Raw genomic sequence first — 25,298 nt, forward strand, 5'->3', positions numbered from 1 at the left:
CGTCTTGGGCTGGCCTCAGAACGCGCAGCCCCTTGCTTGGTTGAACTGAACTTCAGACGTCGATATTCCTCGCATACAACGCATTCCCCTCGATGAACGCCCTTCTCGGCTCGACGTTGTCGCCCATCAGCGTCGTGAAGATCTCGTCGGCGGCGATTACGTCGTCGATCTGGACTTTCAGCAGGCGGCGCACGGCAGGGTCCATCGTCGTTTCCCACAGCTGCTCGGGGTTCATTTCGCCGAGGCCCTTGTAGCGCTGCTTCGTCAGGCCGCGCTCGACTTCACCGAGGAGCCAGCGGATCGCTTCGGAGAAACGCGTGATCGGGTGGCTCTTTTCGCCGCGGCGGATTTCGGCGCCGGGGCCGATGAGGTCGGAGATCGCTTCGGCGGCGGTGCGGATGCTGCGATAGTCGCCGGTGACGAGGAATTCCTCGTCGATCCACGCGAGGCGCAGGTTGCCGTGATGCATGCGCTCGATCGCGAGGCGCCAGCTTTCGGCTTCGTCGTGGTATTCGGGCCGGATCGTCACGCTGGCCGGCACGTGCGGCTGGATGCGGGCAGCGGATTCGCGCGCGGCGGCTTCGTCGTCGAGGCTGACGGCGAGATTCTGCGCGAGCATCGCGTGCAGCACCGCGGGGTCGACGTAGCCGGCGAGGCGGTTGATGACGGCTTCGGCGAGCAGGTAGCTGCGCGCGAGGCCGCCGAGGGCTTCGTCGGCGATCGGCTGCGCGCCTTCGCGCGGCAGCAGCACTGCGCCGTCGAGCGCGAGCTTCAGAAGGTGCTGGTTGAGCGCGTTCTCGTCCTTGATGTACATCTCGTTCTTGCCGTGCTTGATCTTGTACAGCGGCGGCTGCGCGATGTAGATGTGGCCGCGCTCGACCAGTTCGGGCATCTGGCGGTAGAAGAAGGTCAGGAGCAGGGTGCGGATGTGCGCGCCGTCGACGTCCGCGTCGGTCATGATGATGATGCGGTGGTAGCGCAGCTTCTCGGGCTTGTAGTCGTCCTTGCCGATGCCGGTGCCGAGCGCGGTGATCATCGTCGCGATCTCCTGGCTCTGCAGCAGCTTGTCGAAGCGCGCTTTCTCGACGTTGAGGATCTTGCCTTTCAACGGCAGGATCGCCTGGAACTTGCGGTCGCGCCCCTGCTTCGCGGAGCCGCCGGCGGAGTCGCCTTCGACGAGGTAGATTTCGCACAGCGCGGGGTCTTTTTCCTGGCAGTCCGCGAGCTTGCCGGGCAGCCCCACGCCGTCGAGCAGGCCTTTGCGGCGCGTCATTTCGCGCGCCTTGCGCGCGGCGTCGCGCGCGCGCGCGGCTTCGACGATCTTCGCGCAGATCGTCTTCGCGTCGAGCGGGTTTTCCTGCAGGAAGTCGGTGAGCTTGTTGGCGACGACTTCCTCGACCGCCGGGCGCGCTTCAGACGAGACCAGCTTCATCTTCGTCTGGCTGGCGAACTTCGGGTCGGGCATTTTCACCGACAGCACGCACGCGAGGCCTTCGCGCATGTCGTCGCCGGTGATATCGACTTTCGCCTTCTTCGCGATCTCGTGTTCTTCGATGTACTTGTTGATGACACGCGTCATCGCCGCGCGCAGACCGGTGAGATGCGTGCCGCCGTCGGCCTGCGGAATGTTGTTGGTGTAGCACAGCACCTGTTCGGCGTAGCTGTCGTTCCACTGCATCGCGACTTCGACGCCGAGCTCGGCGTCGTGGCCGTGGCCGGTCGGGATGCGCGTCGTGCCCGCGGCGTAGAACACCGTCGGATGTAGCACGGTCTTCGTGCGGTTGATGTATTCGACGAAGCCTTTGACGCCGCCGGCGAAGGCGAAGTCCTCTTCCTTGCCGGTGCGCTGGTCGACGAGGCGGATCTTGACGCCGTTGTTGAGGAACGACAGCTCGCGCAGGCGCTTGGCGAGGATGTCGTAGTGGAACTCGATGTCGCCGAAGATTTCGTCGTCGGCGAGGAAATGCACTTCGGTGCCGCGCTTCGTCGTCTCGCCGGTGACGCGCATTGGGCTGATCTCGACGCCGTCGACGATCTCGATCAGGCGGTCCTGTGCGACGCCGCGGTGGAACTCGATCTGGTGCTTGCGCCCGTCGCGGCGCACCGTCAGGCGCAGCCACTTCGACAGCGCGTTCACGCACGACACGCCGACGCCGTGCAGGCCGCCGGACACCTTGTAGCTGTTCTGGTTGAACTTACCGCCCGCGTGCAGCACGCACATGACGATCTCGGCCGCCGAGCGCTTCGGCTCGTGCTTGTCGTCCATTTTCACGCCGACCGGGATGCCGCGGCCGTTGTCGGTGACGGAAATGGAGTTGTCGGAGTGGATCGTGATGACGATGTCGTCGCAATGGCCCGCCAGCGCCTCGTCGATCGCGTTGTCGACGACTTCGAACACCATGTGATGCAGGCCGGTGCCGTCGGAGGTGTCGCCGATGTACATGCCGGGGCGCTTGCGCACCGCTTCCAGCCCTTCGAGCTGCTGGATGCTGGATTCGTCGTAGGCGCCGGGTTCGGGAGTGTGCGGTAGGACTTGCAGTTCGGCCATGGTCATCTCAGTGATTCATCAAAGAACGCGCCCCCGGACGCATGGGGGCGAAAAAGTCTGCGGGCGGTGCGCCAATTCGGTCAGATCCGCATCGGCATGACGACATACTTGAACGTGGCGTTGCCCGGCAGCGTCACGAGCGCGCTCGAGTTGCCGTCGTTGAAGCGCCACTCGATCTTGTCGCTGGTGACGTTGTTCAGCACGTCGAGCAGATAGGTGACGTTGAAGCCGATGTCGAGCGGGTCGCCGTGGTAATCGACTTCGAGCTCTTCGAGCGCTTCTTCCTGTTCGGCGTTCGTGCTGACGATCTTCAGGCTGTCGTCGCCGAGCACGAGGCGCACGCCGCGGAACTTCTCGTTGGTCAGGATCGCGACGCGCGACAGCGTCGCCAGGAGCGGCACGCGGTCGAAAGTCAGCAGCTTCGGGTGGTTCTGCGGGATCACGCGCTCGTAGTCGGGGAACTTGCCGTCGATCAGCTTCGACACCAGTTCGATCGGGCCGAAGCGGAACACGACCTGGTTGCCGGCGAGAATCACTTCGAGCGGGTCCTCGCTATCGGCGAGCTGGCGCGCGAGTTCCATGACCGTCTTGCGTGGCAGAATCACTTCGGTGTGCGGGACGTCGCCCGCCAGCGGGTTCGACGCGAACGCGAGGCGGTGGCCGTCGGTCGCGACCATGCGCAGTTCGCTGCCGCTCGCGATCAGTAGCAGGCCGTTGAGGTAATAACGGATGTCCTGCTGCGCCATCGCGTAGGCGACCTGGGCGAGCTGGCGCTTGAAGCTCTTCTGGCTCACCGAGAAGCGCGTCGCGTCGCCGTCGGGCAGGTTCATGCGCGGGTAATCCGCAGCGGGCAGCGTCTGCAGCGCGAAGCGGCTGCGGCCGGCTTTGACGGTGAGGCGCTTGTCGTCGAGCGTGACTGTCACGTCGCCTTCGGGTACTGCGCGCAGGATATCCTGCAGCTTCCTCGCGGCGACGGTGATCGATGCGTCTTCGCCGCCGATGTGGCCGGCCGTGGTCGTGCGGATCTGGATCTCGATGTCGGTCGCGAGCAGCGTCAGCTGGTCGCCGTGTTTCTCGATCAGCACGTTCGACAGGATCGGCAGGGTGTGGCGCTTTTCGACGATGCCGGCGACCGACTGCAGCGGGGCGAGGAGCGCGTCGCGGGTGGTGGTGAGCAGAAGCATGGCGTCAGAGTCTTTCCGGTTTGGATTAGGTTGTTCCGGGCTTGGCGCGAGGCGCAATCAAAAGAGCTGGGGCTGCGTTGCTCATCCCCTGAGGACCTGGGTGAGCACGTGGACGTCGTGGTTCAACTGGTGATCGCCGAGGCGCAGCTCGGCGATCGTCCGGCACGCGTGCATCACCGTCGTGTGGTCGCGCCCGCCGAACGCCTCGCCGATCGCCGGCAGCGACATCGGCGTGAGGTCTTTCGCGAGCCACATCGCAACCTGGCGCGGACGGGCGATGACCCGCGTGCGCTTTTTCGAGTGCATGTCGGCGACCTTGATCTTATAGTAGTCGGCGACCGTCTTCTGGATGTGCTCGATCGTCAGCTGGCGGTTGTGCGCGTTCAGGAGATCCTTCAGCGCGTCCTTCGCGACTTCGAGCGAGATGCCGCGGCCGTGGAAGCGCGCGAACGCGACGACCTTGTTCAGCGCGCCTTCGAGCTCGCGCACGTTCGAGCGCAGGTTCTTCGCGATCAAAAACGCGACGTCGTCGTGCAGATCGACGCGCAGCGCCTCGGCTTTTTTCTGCAGGATCGCGACGCGCATCTCGAGCTCAGGCGGCTCGATCTGCACGGTGAGACCCCAGTCGAAGCGCGAGATCAGCCGGTCCTCGAGGCCCTGGATGTCCTTGGGGTAGGTGTCACAGGTGATGACGATCTGCTTGCGTGCCTCGGTCAGCGCGTTGAACGCGTGGAAGAACTCTTCCTGCGTGCGGTTCTTGTTGTTGAAGAACTGGATGTCGTCGATCAGCAAGAGGTCGAGCGAGCGGTAGTAGCGCTTGAACGCGTCGAAGCTTTTCTGCTGATACGCGCGCACGACGTCGGCGTAGTAGTCCTCGACATGCACGTAGCGGATCACCGCGCGCGGATTGTGACGGTAGACCGCGTTGCCGATTGCGTGCACGAGGTGGGTCTTGCCGAGGCCGACGCCGCCGTAGACGAACAGCGGGTTGTACGACGTGCCGGGGTTCTGCGCGACCTGCATCGCGGCGGCCCGCGCGAGGTCGTTGGCGCGGCCGGTGACCAGCGTGTCGAACGTGAAGTCGGCGTTTAGGCGCGTCTTCTCGTAGGCGAGTTCCGACGCGGTGGCGACGGCGGATTCGGGCTCGGCCGGGCGCGTGATGACGGCCGGGGCGGCAGCCGCGGCTGCAGGCGCCTGAGAGGGGGCCGGGGCAGTGGCGGGCGCGCTGCCGACGACGGGGCGCGCCGCCGGGCGCGGCGCGCCGGCAGCCGGCAGCACGAGTTCGACTTCGATCGGGGCGCCGTGGAATTCGGCGCCGAGTTCGCCGATCCGGCGCAGGTAGCGCTCCCGCACCCACTGCAGCACGAAGCGGCTCGGCGCGACCAGCCGCAACGCAGCGCCGTCGCCCGCCTGTTCCTCATCGGCGTGCAGCGTCTTGATCCAGGTGTTGAACTGCTGCTGCGGCAGTTCGTGTTCCAGGCGCGACAGGCAGAAGGACCAGAGATCTTGGCTCACGGGTTCGACGGTTTGGGCTTGCGGCACGGTTTTCAAAGCGTACCCTCTCCACTGTTCACCAAGGCGGCGAAAAGACGGCGGCAGCTTGATGTGGGTTATAGGGACGCTTTCGCGGAAGTGATGCAGAGCGCGGTGCAGGGATGCCGCTCCTGCTCTGTGATCGACCGAAAGCGGAAACGCGGATTCTACCCCCCGGCGCAAAAGTTATCCACAGGTCTGGGCAAAAATTGTGCTTGACAAACAGTGCATTATCCAATTAAATCTCGCGTTTGACCCAAATACTGGCAGACCGAAATGAAACGCACCTATCAGCCTTCCGTCGTCCGTCGCAAGCGCACCCATGGATTCCTGGTCCGCATGAAGACCCGTGGCGGTCGCGCAGTGATCCGCGCCCGTCGTGCAAAGGGCCGCCACCGTCTCGCCGTTTGAGGTGAGCAGCCGGCCGGGCGTTGACCAGCGATTCCTCGACGCCTACAGGTTACGAAAAACGGATGAGTACTCATCCGTTTTTGCTTTTCGGCGGGCGTTCAAGGGGCGGTTTTTCATCGCCCATTATCGCCCCAACGAACTCGGGACGGCGCGCCTCGGAGTCGTCATCGCGAAGAAGCTCGCGAAGCGGGCCAACGTGCGCAACCTGCTGAAACGCATCGTGCGCGAACAGTTCCGCAAGGCGCGGCCCGCGCTTGCGCACCATGACCTCATCGTGCGGCTGCAGGCGCCGGTCAAGATGGCGACGCGCGCGATGCTCAACGACGATGTCGTGAATCTGCTCGGCCGGTTTCGCGAGTGATGAAAGCGCTGGTGCTCGCTCTGCTGCGTGTGTACCGGTACGGGATCAGCCCCATGCTGGGCCGTAACTGCCGCTTTCATCCGTGCTGCTCCGAGTACGCGCAGGAAGCTGTCGAGCGCCACGGCGCGATGCGCGGCGGCTGGCTTGCGCTCAAGCGGGTGGGCCGTTGCCACCCATTCCATCCCGGCGGGTATGATCCCGTCCCCTGAACAATTTCAGATCGAACAATAATCCGATGGATCAGCGCCGCCTCGTACTCTTCCTCGTCTTCTCCCTTTCCCTCGTGATGCTGTGGAATGCCTGGCTGAAGCAAAGCCAGCCCGCGCCGGTCGCCGTCACTGCCACTACGGATATCGAAGGGGCCGGCGTGCCGACGCCGACGACCGGTGTGACGCCCGGGGCGGCCACTGCGGTGCCGGGCGCGCCTGGCGTGGCGACCGCTTCGACGGCGCCCCGCATGGTGGTGCGCACCGACCTGATGGTCGCGGAAGTTTCGGCGCAAGGCGGCGACATCGTCCGGCTCGAACTGACCCAGCACAAAGCGACAGCCGACAAGACGAAGAACTTCGTGCTGTTCGACGACGGCGCGATCCATCTGTATGCGGCGCAGTCCGGGCTGATCGGCGAGAACCTGCCGACCCACAAGACGACGTTCAACCTGCCGCAGGGCGAACAGGTCATGAAGGAAGGGGAGGACCGTCTCGTCGTGCGGCTCGACGCGCCGGAGCAGGATGGCGTCAAGGTCACGAAAGTGATGACGTTCCATCGCGGCAACTATCTCGTCGACGTCGCCTACGAGATCGAGAACAGCAGCGAGCGCGCGCTTTCGCCGCACGCGTATTACCAGCTCACGCGTGACGGCAAGCCCGCCGAGTCGGTCGAGGCGTTCGGCGTCACGACGTTCACTGGTCCGGCGTTCTACACCGAGGCCGAGAAGTTCCAGAAAGTCCAGTTCGAGGAAATCGCCGAAGGCAACGCGAAGTTCGTCAAGCAGGCGAGTGACGGCTGGATCGCGATGGTCCAGCATTACTTCGTCAGCGCGTGGCTGCCGCAAGGCGGGACGGAACGGGAGTTCTTCGCGCAGAAAGTCGGCAACGACCTGTATTCGGCCGGGGTGATCGTGCCGGTGGCGGCGATCGAGCCGGGGCAGAGCGGACGCGTCGAGGCGAGCCTCTACGCCGGCCCGCAGGAACAGGACAAGCTCGAAGACATCGCGCCGGGTCTCGACCTGGTCGTCGATTACGGCTGGCTGACGGTGATCGCCGCGCCGCTGTTCTGGGTACTGTCGTGGATCCACAGCCTGGTCGGCAACTGGGGCTGGGCGATCATCATCGTGACGATCCTGATCAAGCTGATTTTCTTTCCGCTGTCCGCCGCGAGCTACAAATCGATGGCGAAGATGCGGGTGCTCGGCCCGCGCATGCAACGCCTGAAGGAGCTGTACGGCAACGACAAGGCGAAGATGCAGCAGGAAATGATGGAGATGTACCGCAAGGAGAAGATCAATCCGCTCGGCGGCTGCCTGCCGATCCTGGTGCAGATTCCGGTGTTCATCTCGCTGTACTGGGTGCTGCTCGGCAGCGTCGAGATGCGGCAGGCGTCGTGGCTCGGCTGGATCCAGGACCTGTCGGCGAAAGATCCGTACTTCATCCTGCCGGTGATCATGGGCGTGTCGATGCTGATCCAGATGAAGCTCAACCCGACGCCGCCGGACCCGATTCAGGCAAAGGTCATGATGGCGATGCCGGTCATCTTCACCTTCATGTTCCTGTGGTTCCCGTCAGGCCTGGTGCTGTACTGGGTCGTGAACAACATTCTGTCGATCGCACAGCAATGGCAGATCACGCGGATGATCGAAGGTGAAAAGTCCGGCGCCAAGCCTGCCTGACACCATCGCGGCGGCCGCGACCGCGGCCGGCCGCGGCGGCATCGGCGTCGTTCGCGTCTCCGGTGCGGCGCTCGCGCCGTTCGCCCGTGCGCTGACGGGGAGGGAGCCGAAACCCCGGCACGCGGCGTTCACGCATTTTGTCGACGCAGTCGGCAAGCCGATCGACGAAGGCATCCTGCTCTATTTCCCGGCGCCCCATTCGTTCACCGGCGAGGACGTCATCGAACTGCAGGGGCACGGCGGGCCGGTCGTGCTGCAGCTCGTGCTTGCGCGCTGTCTCGAACTCGGCGCCCGGCTCGCCGAGCCCGGCGAATTTTCGCGACGCGCGTTCCTCAACGGGAAGATGGACCTCGCCCAGGCCGAAGCGGTCGCGGACCTGATCGAGGCGTCGACGGTGGCGGCGGCACGCTCCGCGGTGCGTTCGCTGTCGGGTGTGTTCTCCGACGAAATGCACCGCCTCACCGACGCCCTGATCGACCTGCGGATGCTCGTCGAAGCGACGCTGGATTTTCCCGACGAAGACGTCGAGTTCCTCGAAAACGCCCGCGCGCTGGAGCGTCTCGACACGATCCGCGTGAAGCTCGAAGGGGTGCTCGAGCGTGCGCGCCAGGGAGCGCTGCTGCGCAGCGGGATGAATGTCGTCCTGGTCGGTCAGCCGAACGTCGGCAAGTCCAGCTTGCTGAACTGCCTCGCTGGCGAGGAGCGCGCGATCGTCACCGACATCGCCGGCACGACGCGCGACGCCGTGCGCGAGACGATCGCGATCGAAGGCATTCCGATCCATGTCATCGACACCGCTGGGCTGCGGGAAACGGCCGATCCGGTCGAACGCCTGGGGGTGGAGCGGACTTGGCGTGAGATCGCCCGCGCGGACGTGATCCTGCGCATCGTCGATGCGCGAGTCGGCCCGCAACCGGGCGACGATGCGATCGATGCGGCGCTGCCGGAAGGCGTCGAGCGGATCACGATCTTCAACAAGATCGATCTGTGCGGGCTCGAACCGGCGCGGCTGCAGCACGACGACGGCGTTGCGATCCATCTCTCCGCCCAACTCGCACTCGGCGTCGATCTGCTGCGCCGCGAGCTGCTCAGAGTGGCGGGCTGGCACGCGCATGGCGACGACGTCGTGCTTGCGCGTGAACGCCATCTGGTCGCGTTGCGCGAGGCGCTGACGCATGTGGTCGCTGCGCGCACCCAGTGCGGCGCACTCGAGTTGTTCGCCGAGGAACTCCGCCTGGCCCAGGTCTCTATCGGCGAGATAACCGGAGAGTTTTCGTCCGACGATCTGCTGGGGGTGATTTTTTCGCGGTTTTGCATCGGAAAATAGCGAGGCTTCCGCGACCTTCCGAAGTGTCATGCAATCATCCATAAAGCCCGCGTAAATGCGGGTTTTTTGTTCCTGCGCCGTCTTGCGAGTTCCGCGAACTACCGCCTAGAATGTGCCCAGATCAGTGCCCGAACGATGGGCACACGTGTTTTGAAAATGGGCACAGCTACCCATTAACTAGACCTAAAGTGCGGGAAACAAGCCCGTCAGGATGGGCACGCCGGGCACAGGATGAGCCGAAGGCTACGTCAGTTAAGGGATTCAGGCATGTTGGCGATCCTTTTCCGGTGGGCACAAATTATCCAAATCTCGTATTTTATGGGCACAAGGACAGAACGAGGTGAGACATGGCACTGACCGATGCGAAGCTGAGAAGCCTGAAACCGACCGACAAGTTGTTCCAGGTATCCGACGGTGGCGGGCTGTTCGTTGAGGTAATGCCGGGCGGCGCGATGCCGTGGCGGCTGCGCTACCGCCTGTATGGCAAGCAGGAAAAGGTGACGCTTGGCGACTACCCGGCCTACTCCCTAGCCGACGCTCGTCACTGGCGCGAGGACTGCGGGGCGCTGGTGGGGCGAGGCGTGTCTCCGATGGCGCTCAAGCGGGGTGACGCGATTCCGGATGACGTGGCCGTGGCAGTGAAGGAGCGGGCGCAGAAGTTTATCGACGACTGGTGCATGCACGTTCGCAAGAAGATCGAGGCGAAGGAGGCCGAAGCCCGAGCGGCCAGCACAGTGAAGGCGTTTGCCGAGCGGTGGTTCAGTGAGGTGGCCGGGCCGAGCAACAGCAACCCGCGCAACATCCGACGCATTCTCGACAAGGACGTGATTCCCGGAATGGGTGAGAAACAGGTTGCCGACGTGACCGCAGATGACGTGCTGGCGATCACGGACAAGATCAAGGCGCGAGGAGCCGATCAGATGGCGCTGGCAACGCGCAACGTGCTCAAGCGCCTGTTCGCTTATGCTATTGCTCGCGGCCTGACGAAGTTCAACCCGGCTGCGGCAGTGGAGGCCAAGTACATCGCCACCGCCAAGAGTCGGGAGGTTGCGCTGTCGTCGGATGAGGTGGGCAGGCTGCTGCGGTCGATCTATCAGTCGTCGATGAAGCGTGCCAACAAGCTGGCGCTGCACCTGTTGATCCTATGCATGGTGCGCAAGTCTGAGCTGATCGAGGCGCGGTGGGATGAAGTCGACTTCGATGAGGCGGTCTGGTCGATCCCTGGCGAGCGGATGAAGAAAGACCGGGCGCACATCGTCCCGCTTTCCCGGCAGGCACTAGCGATGTTCGATGAACTGAAGGGGCTCTCCAGCGGTTCCGAGTTCATCTTCCCAAGCCGCAACACACTGAAGAAGCCGATTGCTCACAGTACACTGAATGTCGCCGTTCGCACGCTCGAGCTCGATGTGCGGGACTTCGTGCTGCATGACTTCCGGCGCACGGCATCCACGCTGCTGCACGAGGCCGGGTTCAACTCCGACTGGATCGAGAAGTGCCTTGCGCACGAAACCAAAGGCATCCGGGGGGTGTACAACCGGGCCGAGTACATCGGGCACAGGCGCGAGATGCTTCAGTGGTGGGCCGACTTCGTTGATGCGCAGATCGAAGAAGGCCGGAAGGTCATCATCGGGCGCTTCGGGAAGGCGTACCGGGCTGCGTGATCTGAGAAGACCTGAGTTTTGCCGCGCCTACTCCGACGGGAGGAAAACCGGGTTCCCTTGCCCGGCTGGCGCGGCGCCTATTTCAAGGGAAAGCATGAAAGGGGATGTTGTGGGAATCCGGGAAAGGCTCCAGGCGCGTGATGCACTCTTCATTTCATTTGCCGATCTGCTGGTGGAGGTCGCCAAGGCGGAAAAGGTGACTGAACAAGAGGCCGCTATCGGGCTATGCCATGCTGAGGCGCTTTCGGGAGTCAGTACGCGCCTACGCATGCACGGCTACGGCGATATCACTGAAGGCGGCAATGATGCGCTCGCCTATGAAATGGATTGCGCCGTACATGGCCGTCCGCATTCATACCTTCGGGATGCTGCGCAGCATGACCTGAATGCGGGTGAAGTGGGCTTTCTTTGCGAGGAGATAGCGCCAGCACTGGCGGCTGCGGGAATCGCTGTGCCTGAGCGGCTGCGCAGCTGGCTGCCACCGGGTGCAGGCAGTGAAGCCGGGATGACTGCAAGCACCAGTCCGAAGGCAGACCGATCCTTCGTCACGTACATTCCCCGGCAGTGGATTACCCTGACAGACGCTTCCAGTCTGCTGTTCGAGTACAACAAGGGTACGCAGTATGGGGAATGGTGGGCTGCCTTGGTCGATGCTGCCGACAGCCAGCAAATCCAAAGCGGGACATGGCACATGGACCGTGGCGAGCAGCCGCTGTCCCACGCTGATATTCGGACGTGGTGCAAGGCCAGTGGGATCGCGTGGCCGGTCCCGCTTCCTGAAGGCTGCGAATCCGGCGCGTCTGCTCTCGCCGCCGACCTGAGGGCCGAACTAGACGTGGCGCGAGCGCGGATTGCAGAGCTTGAGCATGAGCGTGCGGAGCTGCGGAGGAAGATCGAGGCGACCGCAGCGGCGGCAGAGGCGAGCGCGATCAACAGCCCGACGATTCAGCGCATCATTGAAGCCGTTGGGCAATACCCCGCATGGCGAGCGACAAAGCAGCAAGAGCCGAATCTGAAGTCGGTGCTTGATTGGCAAGAGAAGCAGCAGCGTGACAAGGGCAACGGTTCCCGCGTTGCCCACGTTGCGCACCACGTCATTGCGGAGCATTTCGGCCTGAAATCCTGATGATCTTCTGACGCCTCAATCCGCTGCAACGGCGCGGCTGTCAGTCCCGTAACGGGAGATGACAGCCGTTTTTCTGTCAGAACTTCGCGCTGGCTGTCAGTTTGCCGACGCCGTTTGAATGCGAGCCCTGCCGATGCAGAACACATCGGCTTCCTTCACTACCACGAGGAAGAAAATGGCCGCTATCAAACAGTCCGCGCCCACCATCCTGAGGCGCAACCAGGTCGAAACTCGCACCGGGCTTTCCCGATCCACGATCTACGCCAAGATGCGCCCGAACCCCAAGAGGCCGGGCGGCTTCGATCCCACCTTTCCGAAGCCCATTGCTGTCGGCGCTCGCGCCGTCGGCTGGATCGAGGCCGAGATTGACGGCTGGCTGGCGGCACAGATCGAGAAGAGCCGCCCACAGGCCAACGAGGCCGAGCAAGCCCGGTGCGGCGGCAAGCGCACCGATGAAGTTGGCGTGATCCGGTAAGGGGGCGCGTCATGCACTACAAGAAAACGGGCCGCAACCATGGCGACGGCGCGACCCGCAAGAGCTTGCTTCAGCAGATTCACGCCGATTTTCCGGGCAACAGCACCGAAGCGCAACGGGCGCGACTGCTGGCCGCGATGCGCAAGGCCGAGCACGTCATGACGACTGAGGCGCGGCTGTTCCTCGAAGTGATGAACCCGTCGCAGCGTGTGACCGAGCTGCGCAATCAGGGCGCGAAGATTGACACCGCATGGACGCTTGAGCCGTCCGAAGCCGGGCGCGATCCACATCGCCAAGCGCGTTATGTGCTGATCCCGAACCAGGGCGGCATTGCAGCCGATCTGCTCGGCCTGCTGGCAATGGCGACCGTCGCCGGGGTGCTGCGGTGATCCGGGCGCTAGTGGCTGGCGAGCTGCGTGCCGATCCGCAGCAACGCATGAGCAAGAATGGCAAACCCTATGCGCTGGCGCGGCTCTCTGTGCCGATGGGCGACGAAGGCCGCGTGTCCTGCGCCCTGATCGCCTTTGAAGCCGAGGCCGTGACCCGGCTGCTGCAACTGCGTGCCGGCGCATCCGTGGCGGCGGCGGGCACGCTGAAGGTGGGAACGTTCGAGGGCAACGACGGCACGGTCCGCCCGAGTCTCGACATGGTGGCCGATGAGATCGCGGCGACAACTCCGCGACCGAAGAAGCCGAAGCCTGCGCCAGCGCATCGCGGGCACCAAGGCGGCGGCGATCCGTTTGACGATCTGCCGGGCGCGGGTGATATCGACTGGACTAGGGCGTGACCATGCTCATTCACGACACCATCGACCAGTTCCGCACCGCCATGCTCTATGCGGGCGAGTTCCCGCCTGACGTGATCGAGGCGGACGGGCAACTGCATCGCTTCTACAGGGAAGGCGACAAGCGCGGCACCTTGAACGGCTACTACGTCCTGCACCTCGACGGCCGGGCTGCCGGCATGTGCGGCAACTGGAAAACCGGGCTGCGCTCGACGTGGGTGGCGGACGGCAAGCGCATGAGCGACACCGAGCGCGAGGCGTTCGCCAAGCTGATCGAGGCGGCGAAGATCAAGGCGCAAGCCGAGCGCCGGGCCGAACACGAGGCGTGGGCCATCAAGGCGCGGACCGAATGGACTGCTGCGGCACCGGCTGACCCGGCGCATCCGTACCTGACCGGGAAGGGCGTGAAGCCGCACGCCCTGCGCCAGCGTGGCGGGCTGCTGATCGTTCCGCTGTTCGATGCCTTCGGCCTGCTGTGGAACGTGCAGCGCATCCAGGCGGACGGCGGTAAGCGATTCAAGCCGGGCCGGGCCGGTGGCCTGTTCTCCCCGATTGGCGACTTCGGCAACCCGGCAACGATCCTGATCTGCGAAGGATGGGCGACCGGTGCAACGCTCCACCAGGAGTCCGGGCATCCGGTGCTGTGCGCGATGAATGCGGGCAACCTGCTGCCGGTGGCGAAGGCGGCGCGCACCGCCTGGGCTGGAGCTGATCTGGTGATCTGCGCGGACAACGACCGCCAGACCGAGGGCAATCCAGGCGTGACCCATGCGACCGCTGCGGCAAAGGCGATCGGGGCGCGACTAATCGTGCCCCAGTTTCCCGAGGGCGCAGCCGGTTCCGACTTCAACGACTTGGCGGCGATCCGTCGCAAAGGGGGCCGCCATGAGTGACCAGTTCGACACCATGACCGCCGATCTTTTCGGGGCAGACGTGGCAGCCGTTCCGGCGAGCGTGCCGAATCCCGCGCCACTACTGGCCGGAACGGGAGAACGTAACGCACATGAATTCAATAGCTCGCTGAAAAATGATTCCGGGCTGGGCGGCGCGGCGGCTGATGCTGACCCGCTTCATCCGTTTGCCGACGTTCCAGCCGTTTCAGCCGTTCCGCCGAGTAACGGCGCGGGTTTGAGCGGAACGGCACACGGAACGGTAGACGTTACAGCCGTTCCGGCACTGGCCGATCTGATCGAAGCGGCGACCGCTGGCGCGGGCGACGGCACCGATCACAAGGCGGTTCCGTCCGTGCCGGAGGATGAACGCCCCTGCTTCAAGGTGTATGACGACTTCACGGTGCTCGACACCGGACGCAAGCTTCGGCCGGGCGTGTGGCATCACACCCTGAGCGCACCAAAGGGCGGCGGTGATCCGGTTCCGGTCGATACCTGGGTGTGCGGGCCGCTGCACATCGAGGCGCAGACCTTCGACGGCACCGGCAACAACTTCGGGCGGCTGCTGCGCTTCAAGAACACGGCGAGCCGGTGGCGCCCCTGGGCGATGCCGATGGAACTGCTTAAGGGCGATGGTTCCGACCTGCGCGGCGAACTGTTGGCGATGGGGCTGGAGCTTGATCCGTCCGCCCGCCAGACGCTCACACGCTACTTGCAAGAGCGCACGCCGAATAAGCGCATTCGCTGTGCGCTGCAAGTCGGATGGTGCGGGAGCGTGTTCGTGCTGCCGGACGCCGTGATCGGACCGCGCGCTGATGACGTGATCTTCCAGAGTGGCGAACGCTCGCACGACGAGCATGGGCAGGCGGGAACGCTCGAGCGATGGCGCGACGAGATCGCGGCGCGGGCGGTGGGTAATCCGCTGTTCCTGCTGGCGCTGTCGGCGGCATTCGCGGGACCATTGCTCAAGCGCACCAATACCGAGGGCGGCGGCCTGCATTTTGTGGGCATTTCCTCGACCGGCAAGACGACGATTTTGGAAGCTGCCTGTTCGGTATGGGGCGGGCCGGGCTACCGGCGAAGCTGGCGCGCGACGGCGAACGGCATGGAAGGCGCGGCGGCGCTGTTCAATGACTGTCTGCTGGCGCTGGATGAAATCTCCGAGTGCGATCCGCGCGAAGTCGGCGCAATCGTCTATTCGTTGGGCAACGGGCGCGGCAAGCAGCGCGCAAGCCGAACAGGCGCGGCGCGATCAGTGACGCGATGGGCCGCGTTCATCGTTTCGACCGGTGAGCGCACCATCGGCACAACGATGATGGAAGGCGGGCACCGCGCTAAGGCCGGGCAGGCGGTGCGGCTGCTCGACATCCCGGCGGTGCGGCGTTTCGGCTGCTTCGACGAACTGCACGGCTTCCCGTCTGGCACCGCGCTGTCGGATGCGATCAAGCGGGCTGCGAGTCAACAGCATGGCCGGGCCGGGCGCGCGTTCCTCGAACGGCTGACGCATGACGAGCGCGACATGGCCGAACTGCTGGAGCGCATCAAGAGGCTATCTCCCTTCAACCCGCCCGACGCCGAAGGGCAGGACAAGCGCGCAGCGAGCCGCTTCGCGCTGCTCGCGCTGGCGGGCGAACTGGCGACCGAGTACGGCATCACCGGCTGGCCGGAAGGCGCGGCGCTGGATGCGGCGGTGATCGGTTTCGATGCGTGGCGAGCGATGCGCGGGCGCGGCAATGACGAGCGGCGGCAAATCCTCGACCGGCTCGCCGGCTTCCTCGAACGGCATGGGGATAGCCGCTTTTCCGACTGGACGGCGGAAGGCGTGATGGTCCGCGACCGTGCGGGCTGGTGGAAGCCTGACGATGCGGGCGGGCGGCTGTATCTCTTCAATTCGGACGGACTGCGCGAGGCGCTGAAGGGTTTCGACTACAAGCAGGCGCTCGATGTGCTGGAGGCGTGCGGAGTAATCTCCAAAGCGAGCGCAACCGGCGAACGCTCGAAAACGGAGAACATTGGCGGGCGCAAGGTGCGCGTCTACCCAGTCCGGTCGAATGCGCTGCATGGGGTGAGCAATGGCGCTGGATGACCTGCTCGCCAGACGGGAACGGGAGGCCGGAACGGCTGGAACGGCAGGCGTTCCGCCAGACGTTCCGCCGAATCCCTTGCAAACATTGGGCGGCACGGCTGGAACGGCTGGAACGGCAGAAAACGACAAAGGCCACTGCAGTTCCAGCGAAACGCCAGCGGCCGTCACCGCGTCCCCGATCCGGGCAACCGGCTGGCTGCTGCACTATGCCGACCGCGATCCGCTGGAAGCGTGGTTCGCGCCGGCGGTCAGTCACGAGGAGGTGCTGGCTGCGCACCGGGGAGCGGTGGCGGCTGAGCCGCTGGCCGAGGTACGCACGCCAGTACGCAACGAGGTACGCGGGGAATCGGCAGGGCGCGGCTGCTCGACCTGCCTACGCTGCAAGAGGCCAGGCCTAGCTCTTGGCTACTGCGGCGGTGGGCGTGACGATCTGCTGCCTGCCTACGGCGCGAATCACCCGCTGCGCAAGCTCCCTGACGATCAGGGCGCGGGCTGTGCCAGCTACACCCCGCACGAGGGCGGACGATGACCAAGAAGAAAGCACCCACGATCCTGAAGCCGAGCAAGGCGATTCCCTGCGCAGCCTCACAAGACCCGGATGAGACGCATCGCAACTATGCGCGGGCGATCACTGCGCCAGAGGTAGCCGCGTTCCGTATCGTCTCGGCGTGCGAGAAAACGGGGCTGACTGCGCAGCTCGACACCCCGGCCATGATACGGATGCTCAAGGACCAGAGCGAAGCCTTCAACCGTGGCGACATGACGCACGCCGAAGCGATGTTGTCGTCCCAAGCGACAGCGTTGCAGACCTTGTTCACGCGGCTGGCCGAGCGGGCGATGGAGCAATCAACAATGGCACACCTTGAGGGCTTCATGCGGCTGGCGCTGCGTGCGCAGGCGCAATGTCGCGGCACGCTCGAAACCCTGTCTGCGATCAAGAACCCGCCTGTGATCTATGCCAAACAAGCGAACGTGACGACAGGGCCGCAGCAGGTCAATAACGGGGTGGCGGCGCCTTCGCGCACGGGGGAAATCGAAAACGAGCAGAACAAACTATTGGAGGCGGATGATGGCAAGTGGCTGGACCCCGGAGCGGCGGGCGCGACAAGCGGAGGCGATACAACGCTGGAAGCCGTGGGAAAGCTCGACGGGGCCGCGCTCGGAAACAGGCAAGGCGACCGTGGCGCGCAACGCCGGCAAGGGCGGCACTAGGGCAATGCTGCGCGAGCTACGCAAGGCGCTGCGCGAGCAAGCAGAGGCGCTGAAGATAATCTGATCCGTAACCCGCATCAGTTTGCAGACCCGGCACTGTGCCGGGTTTGTCGTTCCTGGGGTGGCGTTTGCGACGCGCCCTGCGGTGCAGCGTGAAAGGATGCGCGAGGGCCCCCGATCCGCCGGCGTGGTTTCCACCAGTTCGGTTACCACTGCGGTTACCCCCAGAATCGGCGGTCGGTATCCGCCGAAGCCGACCGCAGAAGCACGAGCGCGGATACGCAACGACTTCAGAGAACTTCAGCTAAATAAGCGCCAGGGCATGACTGGACTGCCGACGGTTGGAGGGCAGCCCCTGCATGACAAATGCAGCACTCACAAGCCATAATCGACCGCAAACCGCCGCTGGTGGCCTGCGAACAAGAAGATCAGGGAGTGCTTTCCGTGTCCAGCCTGCAAGATCGCGTCATGCGCGCGATGCTTTCCGTCGTCCCGTCCGATGGTTCCACGATCGGCAATGCCGCCCTTCGCCGCGAGATCGGGACCCTGCTGCAGTCCGAGGGGCTGTCGATTAACGACGACGACTACTGGCCGGCCCATAGTGTTCTCGTCGCCGAGGGCGTGCTGTTGAAGGGGCAAGGGCGGGGCGGCTCAGTACGGCGCGCGAAGGTGGAGGACAAGGCCGCGTCAGGCGCACCCGGTGATCTCGCCGACGATGCTGATGGTTTTGCCCTGCAAGCGCAGCAGCCGCCCGAGTTGAGCACAGAAACCGCGCCGAAGGTCCCCGCTGCTGCGAAGCGGCCGGCAGCGCCAAGTGCGCGCAGTGCAGCCGGAGAGGCGGCGCAGATCATTTCCTATCGCCACGCCGATAGGCGCAAGAATAATCCGGAGGTCGGCATGGTGACGCCGGCCACGGACCCGGAGGCGGGCAAGACGCGCTGGGCCTACGATCCGCACCTCGACCCGGCACTACAGTTCGACCCCGGCCGCGCCAACATCGAGAAGCTGATCGACGACGCGCTCGCGTCGGGCGACACCCACCGGATGCGCGAAGCTCTGGAAGAGCTTAAGCGCCTGCAGTCGCCCTACCTGAACTGGGCAGGCAAGGCCGAGCGCACCAGTTTCGAGATCGACACCGTCAGCCTGCACGTGCATGAGCGCATCGATCCGGCCAGCATCCTGTCTGCGGTTCGCAAGGCGATGAAGGGCGAAGGCAAGGCTAAGGGGGCTGCGCACGCCATTCAGCCCGGCCTGTTCGATGCGCCCTTCGAGAACCTGCCGCTGCGCGATGCGATCGATTTCTACCGCCATGAACGCGGTTGGGCCAACCGGCTGGTTGCCGGCGACAGCCTACTTGTGATGAACAGCCTGCTGCAGAAGGAGAGCATGGCCGGCCGGGTGCAGATGATCTACATCGATCCGCCCTACGGCATCAAGTACGGCAGCAACTTCCAGCCCTTCGTCGGTAAGCGCGACGTGAAGGACCGCAATGATGCTGACCTCACACAGGAACCCGAGATGATCAAGGCGTTCCGGGATACCTGGGAGTTGGGCATCCACTCCTATCTCACCTACCTGCGCGACCGGCTGCTGCTGGCGCGCGAACTGCTGCATGAGTCGGGCAGCGTGTTCGTGCAGATTTCGGATGAGAACCTGCATCACGTGCGGGAGATTCTTGACGAGCTACTCGGCCCCGAAAATTTTGTGGCCGTCGTGACCGTCGCGAAGACAAGTAGCGCAACAAGCGAGCTGCTTGCGGGAGTCTCGGACTATGTAGTTTGGTACGCGAAAGATTCAACGAAGGTCAAGTACCGCGAGTTGTATCAAGTGAAAGAGGTCGGCGGGTCGGGAGCTGGACAATACACCTCATTGTTATGCCCCGATGGCCGAAAGACTCGGGTTGCAGACCCAGTCGCGGCGCTTAGCGAAGCACCAAAGGGCACCCGAGTCTTTCGACTCGACAACATGACCAGCCAACGACCTCCGGGTGATTTCCCTGTTCACATTCAAGGACGGGGGTGTCAGGATTTCTGTGTGTGAGGCGTGAAGAGACTGTTCCAACGGGGCCGCCTGCAGGCGGCCCCGTTGGAACAGTCGGTAGTCATTTTAGCCCCGGCCTGCTTCAAAGCGCTCGGCGTAAAGGATGGCGAACTGGTTCATCGCCTCTTTCCAGTCTTTGGCTGCCCGTCCCCAGTCGGCGGTGATGTTGCGCAGGGCGAGCCAGATCAGCTTGGTTGCCGCCTCGTCGCTCGGGAAGTGCCCCCGCGTCTTGATGATCTTGCGCAGCCGCGCGTTGATGCTCTCGATGGCATTGGTGGTGTAAATCACCCGGCGGATCGGGGACGGAAAGGCAAAGAACGGGATCACCCGATCCCACGCCCGGCGCCAGGCGGCGGCCACGGGGGGAAACTTCTCGCCCCACGGGCCTTGGGCGAATGCGTCGAGTTCGGCCAGCGCCGCTTCGGCACTCGGGGCGGTGTAGATCGGCCGGATTGCCGCCGCCAGCGCCTTGCGATCTTTCCAACTCGCGTAGTCGAGGCTGTTGCGGATCAGATGCACGATGCAGGTTTGCAGCGTGGTCGCCGGAAACACCGCCTCCAGCGCTTCGGGCATGCCCTTCAGGCCGTCGGTGACCGCAATCAGGATGTCGGTCACGCCGCGCGTCTTGAGGTCATTGAAGACCTTCATCCAGAATTTTGCGCCCTCGGTGTTCTCGATCCACAGCCCCAGGATGTCGCGTGTGCCGTCGGGCAGCACCCCGAGCGCCAGGTAGATCGCCTTGTTGCGGACCACGGCGTCCTCGCGGATCTTGACCCGAAGGGCATCGAAAAACACCACCGGGTACATCGGCTCCAACGGGCGGGATTGCCAGGCAGTGACTTCACCCATCACGGCATCGGTGACCGAGCTGATGAACTCGGGCGACACGTCGGTGCCGTATTGCTCGCCCAGAAATCCCTGGATCTCGCGGATCGTCATTCCGCGCGCATACATGGCGACGATCTTGTCGTCGAAGCCGGTAAAACGCCGCTCGTGCTTCGGGATGAGCACCGGCTCGAAACTGCCGGCGCGGTCACGCGGCACTTCGATCCGCAGCGGCCCGTCTTCGGTAAGCACCGTCTTGCCGCTCGCGCCGTTGCGGTGATTGCTGCTCTCGACCGGCTTGTCAGCGCCCGGCAGGTAGCCGAGGTGATGACTGAGTTCGGCGCCGAGTGCCCGTTCGATCAGCGCCTTCTTGAACGCCATCGCGGCCGCGTTGACCGCCTCGGCGCTCATTGGACCGCCGACGAACTGGTCAATCAGTTCTTTCGGAATGTTGGGCAGCGCCGCCGGTTGCTTCTTGCTCGTCTTGCTTGGCATACATGCTCCTTGCTGACATGTTATGCCTCACACACAAAATTTCTGACAGGCTCTCAAGGACGAGCGATTCGGCCAACCAATGGCTATTGGAAGACTGGTGAGTCCGGCATGGTGGCTCTTGCACAAGCCGGCAGATTGTCACTCGTCGGCAACACGTTATGTTATGTCAGATTCATTGACGACTTCCCCGTTTTTCCGTACTCGAATCTCTGGACGGACACAGTAACGTCTGGATTCTCAGATAAGAAGGTGTACGTGGTTCAGACGAACTCCCGCATAGTCGAGCGTTGCCTGCTGATGACCACTGACCCCGGCGACCTCGTGTTCGATCCAACCTGCGGTAGCGGCACCACGGCCTTCGTCGCCGAAAAATGGGGTCGCCGTTGGATCACCTGCGACACCTCGCGCGTAGCGGTCACTCTGGCCAAGCAGCGCCTGATGACTTCCAGCTTTGATTACTTCGAGCTGAAGTACCCCCATGAGGGCCTGAAGGGCGGTTTTATCTACAAGACCGTCCCGCATGTCACGCTGAAGTCGATTGCCAACAACCGGGACATCGACAGCATCTTCGAGCGGATGCACCCGGCGATCGACAGCGCGCTGGCAGCCCTGAACGTAGCCTTCCGCAAACATGCACCGACCTTCGAGTTCATTGTTAGGGAGGGCGGACGCAAGGGCACCCGTTTCGACTTCAGCGAAGCCGATGCCGGCTGGCTGGAATGGGAAGTCCCCTTCGATCCGCCGCTGGTGCTGGCGGCGCCGCTGCTTGAGGCATTCGATGCCTTCCACGCCGTCCGTCAGGCCATGCAGCGCCAGATGGACGATTCGATCGCCGCGCATGCTGATCAGGAAGTGCTATACGACCAGCCTGCCATCGCCAAGAACAGGCTACGCATTACTGGCCCCTTCACGGTCGAGGCCGTGCCCTTCCCGACGGTGAAGTCACTGGACGAGGCGAGTGGCCCGGATGAAGCTGACGCCAGCATCGCGCGGACCGGTGAGTCCGGTCGCCAGCACCAGTGGCGCGACGAACTGCTGAAGACCGGCATCCGCGGCAAGGGCGGCCAGATGCTGAAGTTTGCCGACCTGGAGGCACTGCCTTTCGACGGCGACATGGCGAACTTGCACGCCGTGGGCCACCTGGACAGCGGCGAGCGTGTCGTCGTGAGCTTCGGTCCGGAGCACGCCGCGCTGGAACAACGGCAGGTCGCCAATGCGCTCAACGAGGCCGGCAACCTGTTCCCGTTGCCGAAGATGATCGTGTTCTGCGCCTTCACCTTCGACCCGGAGGCCGCCAAGGACATCGACGCGCTCAAGGGCATCACCGCGCTCAAGGCGCAGATGAACACTGATCTGCTGACCGAAGACCTGAAGAAGGCACGCGCCAGCAACCAGAGCTTCTGGCTGATGGGTCAGCCCGAGGTCGAGGTGCGCACACTCAAGGACGGGCGCTACGAGGTCGAGGTGCACGGCTTCGACTACTTCGACACGGTGAAGGGCGAGCTCGTGTCCGGCGGAAAGCGAAACATAGCCATGTGGGCGCTCGACACCGACTATGACGAGCGCAGCCTCTTCCCGCGTCAGGTGTTCTTCCCGATGGCCGGCAAGGGCGAGGGCTGGGAGAAGCTGAAGAAAAACATCCGTGCCGAGCTAGATGAATCGCGCCTGCCAAAGTTCCACGGCACGGTCAGCCTGCCGTTCGAAGCTGGCGATAACCGCAAGATCGCTGTCAAGATCGTCGACGACCGGGGTATTGAGTCGCTGAAGGTGATGAACCTGTCCCCTCTTTCGTGAATAAGCCCATGCCCTACACTGCACTGCAATTTGACATCAAACACCTAGGTTGTATCGAGCGAGGGCGCTTTTCCCTCAAGCCGCTGACGCTGCTGTGTGGCCTGAACAATACCGGCAAGACATGGGCGATGTATGCGCTCTATGGCTTCCTCAACCAGCCCACAGCACCTTCAGGCCAAGCGCGCGCAGCAGCACTCGGGCTGGACGGGGTTTGCGAACAGTTGGAACGCGAGGGTACAGCCACGTTGGATCTAAGCGCATGGCTCAGCTCGTACATCGGCAAGCTCCTCGACGAATGCCACCGGGGGATGAAGCGCAGGCTGCCGGAGATCTTTCGTGCTGAGGCTGAGCTTTTCGAGCGCAGCCAGTTCAACTGGGTATGTGAGCAAGATACCCTGATCCAATCGGCCATAGCTCGGAGCCTTGAATACAGGCTGACGTTAGGTAGCGAAGGTAAGGAATATCTGCGAGTTGGCAAACCTCATGGTGATCCGATGGTGAAGATCACGCTGCTGAAAACAGGCTTTCCCGAGTTACCGCGCCTGCTCGTAGATCTGCTGATCTCTCATCTGGTTGGAAGGACCGAACGCCGTCAGGCATTCCTGATGCCGGCGGAACGTAACGGCCTGCACCTCTTCTTCAGGGAGTTGCGCAATCAGCGCACCGCCCTGCTGCATCATGCAGCCAAGGAGAAAATCGACCTAGCGAACCTGCTGCGGGATGTACTGCGCTCTCGCTATGCGGAGCCCATCGCCCACTACATCGATTGGCTCAATGAGCTTCCCGTGCGTCGGAAAGGCAAAAATGGCCCGTTCCACGTGTTGGCGGAAGACCTCAAGCGCCAGTTGGCTGCGGATTCCGACCCAACGTGACCGGTGAATCCGAAATAGTGTGACCGGTGATTCCGCGGGTCGTGACCGCGGATTCCGATTTGATCGTGACCGATTTCGGCCAGTTGTCGGAATGGGCGGTCACGATGTCGGAATCAATGGTCACGATCAAATCGGAACGGGTTTGTGAGGCCAAGCGTGGCAACGTCGTTTGTCAGGCCGGCTACCCTCGCGTGCTTTGCGCGGAGACGGGATGCCGGCGGAGCGGATTGCCATGCACAAGATCAGGGAGCTGTTACGGCTCAAATACGACTGCGCGCTGTCGCACGAGCGCATTGCCCGCGCGCTGTCGATTTCAAAGGGGGTGGTCGCCAAGTATGTGAAGGCGGCCGAGGAGTGCGGCCGGCCATGGGCCGAATTGTCCGCGGCCGACGAGGCGCAGCTGCGCGGGTGGCTCGGAGGGACGATGCGCCCGCGCGGGGCGACGGCGGGCTACGTGCCGCCGGATCTGGCGGCGGTGCATCAGGGGCTCAAGCGAAAGAACGTCACGCTGGCGTTGCTGTGGGAAGAGTACGTGCAGACGGCCGACGGGCCGAGCTATCAGTACTCGCGCTTTTGCGACCTGTACCGCGCGTTCGCCCGCACGCTCAAGCGCTCGATGCGCCAAGTGCACCGCGCCGGCGAGAAACTCTTCATCGATTACGCGGGCCACACGGTGCCGATCGTCGACGCCGACACGGGCGAGATTTCGCGCGCGCAGATCTTCGTCGCGGTGCTCGGCGCCTCGAGCTATACGTTCGCCTGCGCCACGGCGACGCAGTCGCAGGCCGACTGGCTGGGCTCGCTCGCCCGGGCGCTGGCCTTCATCGGCGGCGTGCCCGAGCTCGTCGTGCCCGACAATACGCGCTCGCTCATCGGTCAAGCCGACCGGTATGAGCCGCAACTGCAGCGCACCACCGCCGAGTTCGCCGCGCACTACGGCGTGGCGATCCTGCCCGCGCGCCCTTACAAGCCGCAGGACAAAGCCAAGGTCGAAGTCGGCGTGCAGATCGTGCAGCGCTGGATTCTGGCGCGGCTGCGTCACCGGCGCTTTTTCTCGCTGGGGGAGTTGAACGAGGCGATCGCCGCGTTACTCGAGCCGCTGAACACGCGTGCCTTCCGGCGCCTGCCAGGCTCGCGCCACGAAGCGTTCGAGACGCTCGATCGGCCGGCGCTGCGCCCGTTGCCCGCCACCGCGTTCCAGTTCGCCCAGTGGAAACGGGCCAAGCCCAACATCGACTACCACGTCGAGTTCGACGGGCATTACTACAGCGTGCCGTATGCGCTCGCCGGCCAACCGGTGGAGTTGCGCCTCACCGCGAGCAGCATCGAATGCTTTGCCGCAGGCCGTCGCGTTGCGGTGCATGCGAGAAGCCACCGGCACGGGGCTTTCACCACGCTCACCGAACACATGCCCGCATCGCATCAGGCGCACCGCCAGTGGTCCCCGGGCAAACTCATCGGCTGGGGCGCCACGGTCGGACCTCACACCGAGCAGGTGGTCAGCCACCAACTCGAACGCATGCCGCACCCCGAGCAGGGCTACCGGGCATGCCTCGGGCTGATGCGCCTCGGTCGTCAATACGGCAACGAACGCCTCGAAGCCGCGGCGACCCGCGCCGTCACCCTCGGGGCGATGCGTTACCGCAACGTCGCCTCGATCCTCAAGAGCGGGCTCGACCGCGCGCCGCTGCCCGCATCCACTGCGCAGCAAAGCGAGCTTGCGCTACCGGCCGCTCACGAGAACCTGCGCGGTGCGCGCTACTACCACTGATTCCACCCACCGGAG

22 protein-coding genes are annotated in these 25,298 nt (G+C 64.0%); 18 read left to right on the forward strand and 4 right to left on the reverse strand.

What is annotated here, in order from left to right:
- Positions 1–52 precede the first annotated feature (52 nt).
- From gyrB to dnaA, 3 genes are all read right to left on the reverse strand, one after another.
- Entirely contained in the window at positions 53–2,548 is a 2,496-nt protein-coding gene (gene gyrB / locus GO608_RS03425) for a DNA topoisomerase (ATP-hydrolyzing) subunit B (protein WP_169197870.1), read from the reverse strand.
- 80 nt (positions 2,549–2,628) lie between these two features.
- Positions 2,629–3,732, reverse strand: coding sequence for a DNA polymerase III subunit beta (dnaN, locus tag GO608_RS03430; RefSeq protein WP_169197871.1), 1,104 nt, complete (start codon positions 3,730–3,732; stop codon positions 2,629–2,631).
- Between the two features lie 81 nt (positions 3,733–3,813).
- Complete coding sequence (dnaA, locus tag GO608_RS03435) at positions 3,814–5,247, reverse strand: chromosomal replication initiator protein DnaA (protein ID WP_247002820.1); 1,434 nt, start codon at positions 5,245–5,247, stop codon at positions 3,814–3,816.
- Positions 5,248–5,541: 294 nt separating this feature from the next.
- Here dnaA and rpmH point away from each other — a divergent pair, with 294 nt between their 5' ends.
- The 15 genes from rpmH to GO608_RS03510 all read left to right on the forward strand — a co-directional run bounded on the left by rpmH (position 5,542) and on the right by GO608_RS03510 (position 19,526).
- Positions 5,542–5,676, forward strand: coding sequence for a 50S ribosomal protein L34 (rpmH, locus tag GO608_RS03440; RefSeq protein WP_002926183.1), 135 nt, complete (start codon positions 5,542–5,544; stop codon positions 5,674–5,676).
- 1 nt (position 5,677) lies between these two features.
- Positions 5,678–6,037, forward strand: a complete 360-nt coding sequence (gene rnpA / locus GO608_RS03445; RefSeq protein ID WP_169197872.1) for a ribonuclease P protein component — start codon at positions 5,678–5,680, stop codon at positions 6,035–6,037.
- Complete coding sequence (gene yidD, locus GO608_RS03450; protein WP_169197873.1) at positions 6,037–6,246, forward strand: membrane protein insertion efficiency factor YidD; 210 nt, start codon at positions 6,037–6,039, stop codon at positions 6,244–6,246. The genes rnpA and yidD overlap by 1 nt, the downstream gene beginning before the upstream one ends.
- Before the next feature lie 26 nt (positions 6,247–6,272).
- Positions 6,273–7,925, forward strand: a complete 1,653-nt coding sequence (gene yidC / locus GO608_RS03455) for a membrane protein insertase YidC (protein ID WP_169197874.1) — start codon at positions 6,273–6,275, stop codon at positions 7,923–7,925.
- A complete protein-coding gene (gene mnmE / locus GO608_RS03460; RefSeq protein ID WP_169197875.1) occupies positions 7,897–9,252 on the forward strand; it encodes a tRNA uridine-5-carboxymethylaminomethyl(34) synthesis GTPase MnmE in 1,356 nt (451 codons plus the stop codon). The genes yidC and mnmE overlap by 29 nt, the downstream gene beginning before the upstream one ends.
- 347 nt (positions 9,253–9,599) lie before the next feature.
- Positions 9,600–10,913: a tyrosine-type recombinase/integrase gene (locus tag GO608_RS03465; RefSeq protein WP_169197876.1), complete on the forward strand. Its 1,314-nt coding sequence runs from the start codon at positions 9,600–9,602 to the stop codon at positions 10,911–10,913.
- 94 nt (positions 10,914–11,007) lie between these two features.
- Complete coding sequence (locus GO608_RS03470; RefSeq protein ID WP_169197877.1) at positions 11,008–12,039, forward strand: hypothetical protein; 1,032 nt, start codon at positions 11,008–11,010, stop codon at positions 12,037–12,039.
- 175 nt (positions 12,040–12,214) lie between these two features.
- Positions 12,215–12,514, forward strand: a complete 300-nt coding sequence (locus GO608_RS03475) for a helix-turn-helix transcriptional regulator (RefSeq protein ID WP_169197878.1) — start codon at positions 12,215–12,217, stop codon at positions 12,512–12,514.
- Between the two features lie 11 nt (positions 12,515–12,525).
- Complete coding sequence (locus GO608_RS03480; protein WP_169197879.1) at positions 12,526–12,903, forward strand: helix-turn-helix domain-containing protein; 378 nt, start codon at positions 12,526–12,528, stop codon at positions 12,901–12,903.
- A gap of 47 nt (positions 12,904–12,950) precedes the next feature.
- A complete protein-coding gene (locus GO608_RS03485; protein WP_247002823.1) occupies positions 12,951–13,301 on the forward strand; it encodes a hypothetical protein in 351 nt (116 codons plus the stop codon).
- Between the two features lie 2 nt (positions 13,302–13,303).
- Entirely contained in the window at positions 13,304–14,191 is an 888-nt protein-coding gene (locus GO608_RS03490; protein WP_169197893.1) for a toprim domain-containing protein, read from the forward strand.
- Positions 14,184–16,274 (forward strand): DUF927 domain-containing protein, encoded by a 2,091-nt coding sequence (locus GO608_RS03495; RefSeq protein ID WP_247002825.1) that lies wholly within the window; start codon positions 14,184–14,186, stop codon positions 16,272–16,274. Before GO608_RS03490 ends, GO608_RS03495 begins: the two co-directional genes overlap by 8 nt.
- Positions 16,261–16,803 carry a hypothetical protein gene (locus GO608_RS03500; RefSeq protein ID WP_169197881.1) on the forward strand — a complete coding sequence of 181 codons (543 nt, stop codon included), beginning with the start codon at positions 16,261–16,263 and terminating at the stop codon, positions 16,801–16,803. The genes GO608_RS03495 and GO608_RS03500 overlap by 14 nt, the downstream gene beginning before the upstream one ends.
- Complete coding sequence (locus GO608_RS03505; protein ID WP_169197882.1) at positions 16,800–17,486, forward strand: hypothetical protein; 687 nt, start codon at positions 16,800–16,802, stop codon at positions 17,484–17,486. The genes GO608_RS03500 and GO608_RS03505 overlap by 4 nt, the downstream gene beginning before the upstream one ends.
- A gap of 366 nt (positions 17,487–17,852) precedes the next feature.
- A complete protein-coding gene (locus tag GO608_RS03510; RefSeq protein ID WP_211159289.1) occupies positions 17,853–19,526 on the forward strand; it encodes a DNA methyltransferase in 1,674 nt (557 codons plus the stop codon).
- 66 nt (positions 19,527–19,592) lie between these two features.
- Here GO608_RS03510 and GO608_RS03515 read toward each other — a convergent pair whose 3' ends face one another.
- Positions 19,593–20,846 carry an IS256 family transposase gene (locus GO608_RS03515; RefSeq protein WP_169200664.1) on the reverse strand — a complete coding sequence of 418 codons (1,254 nt, stop codon included), beginning with the start codon at positions 20,844–20,846 and terminating at the stop codon, positions 19,593–19,595.
- 108 nt (positions 20,847–20,954) lie between these two features.
- Here GO608_RS03515 and GO608_RS03520 point away from each other — a divergent pair, with 108 nt between their 5' ends.
- From GO608_RS03520 to istA, 3 genes are all read left to right on the forward strand, one after another.
- Positions 20,955–22,640, forward strand: a complete 1,686-nt coding sequence (locus GO608_RS03520) for a DNA methyltransferase (protein ID WP_247002827.1) — start codon at positions 20,955–20,957, stop codon at positions 22,638–22,640.
- A gap of 8 nt (positions 22,641–22,648) precedes the next feature.
- A complete protein-coding gene (locus GO608_RS03525) occupies positions 22,649–23,512 on the forward strand; it encodes a hypothetical protein (protein ID WP_169200629.1) in 864 nt (287 codons plus the stop codon).
- Between the two features lie 211 nt (positions 23,513–23,723).
- Positions 23,724–25,283 carry an IS21 family transposase gene (gene istA, locus GO608_RS03530; RefSeq protein WP_169200634.1) on the forward strand — a complete coding sequence of 520 codons (1,560 nt, stop codon included), beginning with the start codon at positions 23,724–23,726 and terminating at the stop codon, positions 25,281–25,283.
- Positions 25,284–25,298: the final 15 nt, after the last annotated feature.

The organism is Aromatoleum buckelii (assembly GCF_012910785.2).
Taxonomy (GTDB): Bacteria; Pseudomonadota; Gammaproteobacteria; order Burkholderiales; family Rhodocyclaceae; genus Aromatoleum; species Aromatoleum buckelii.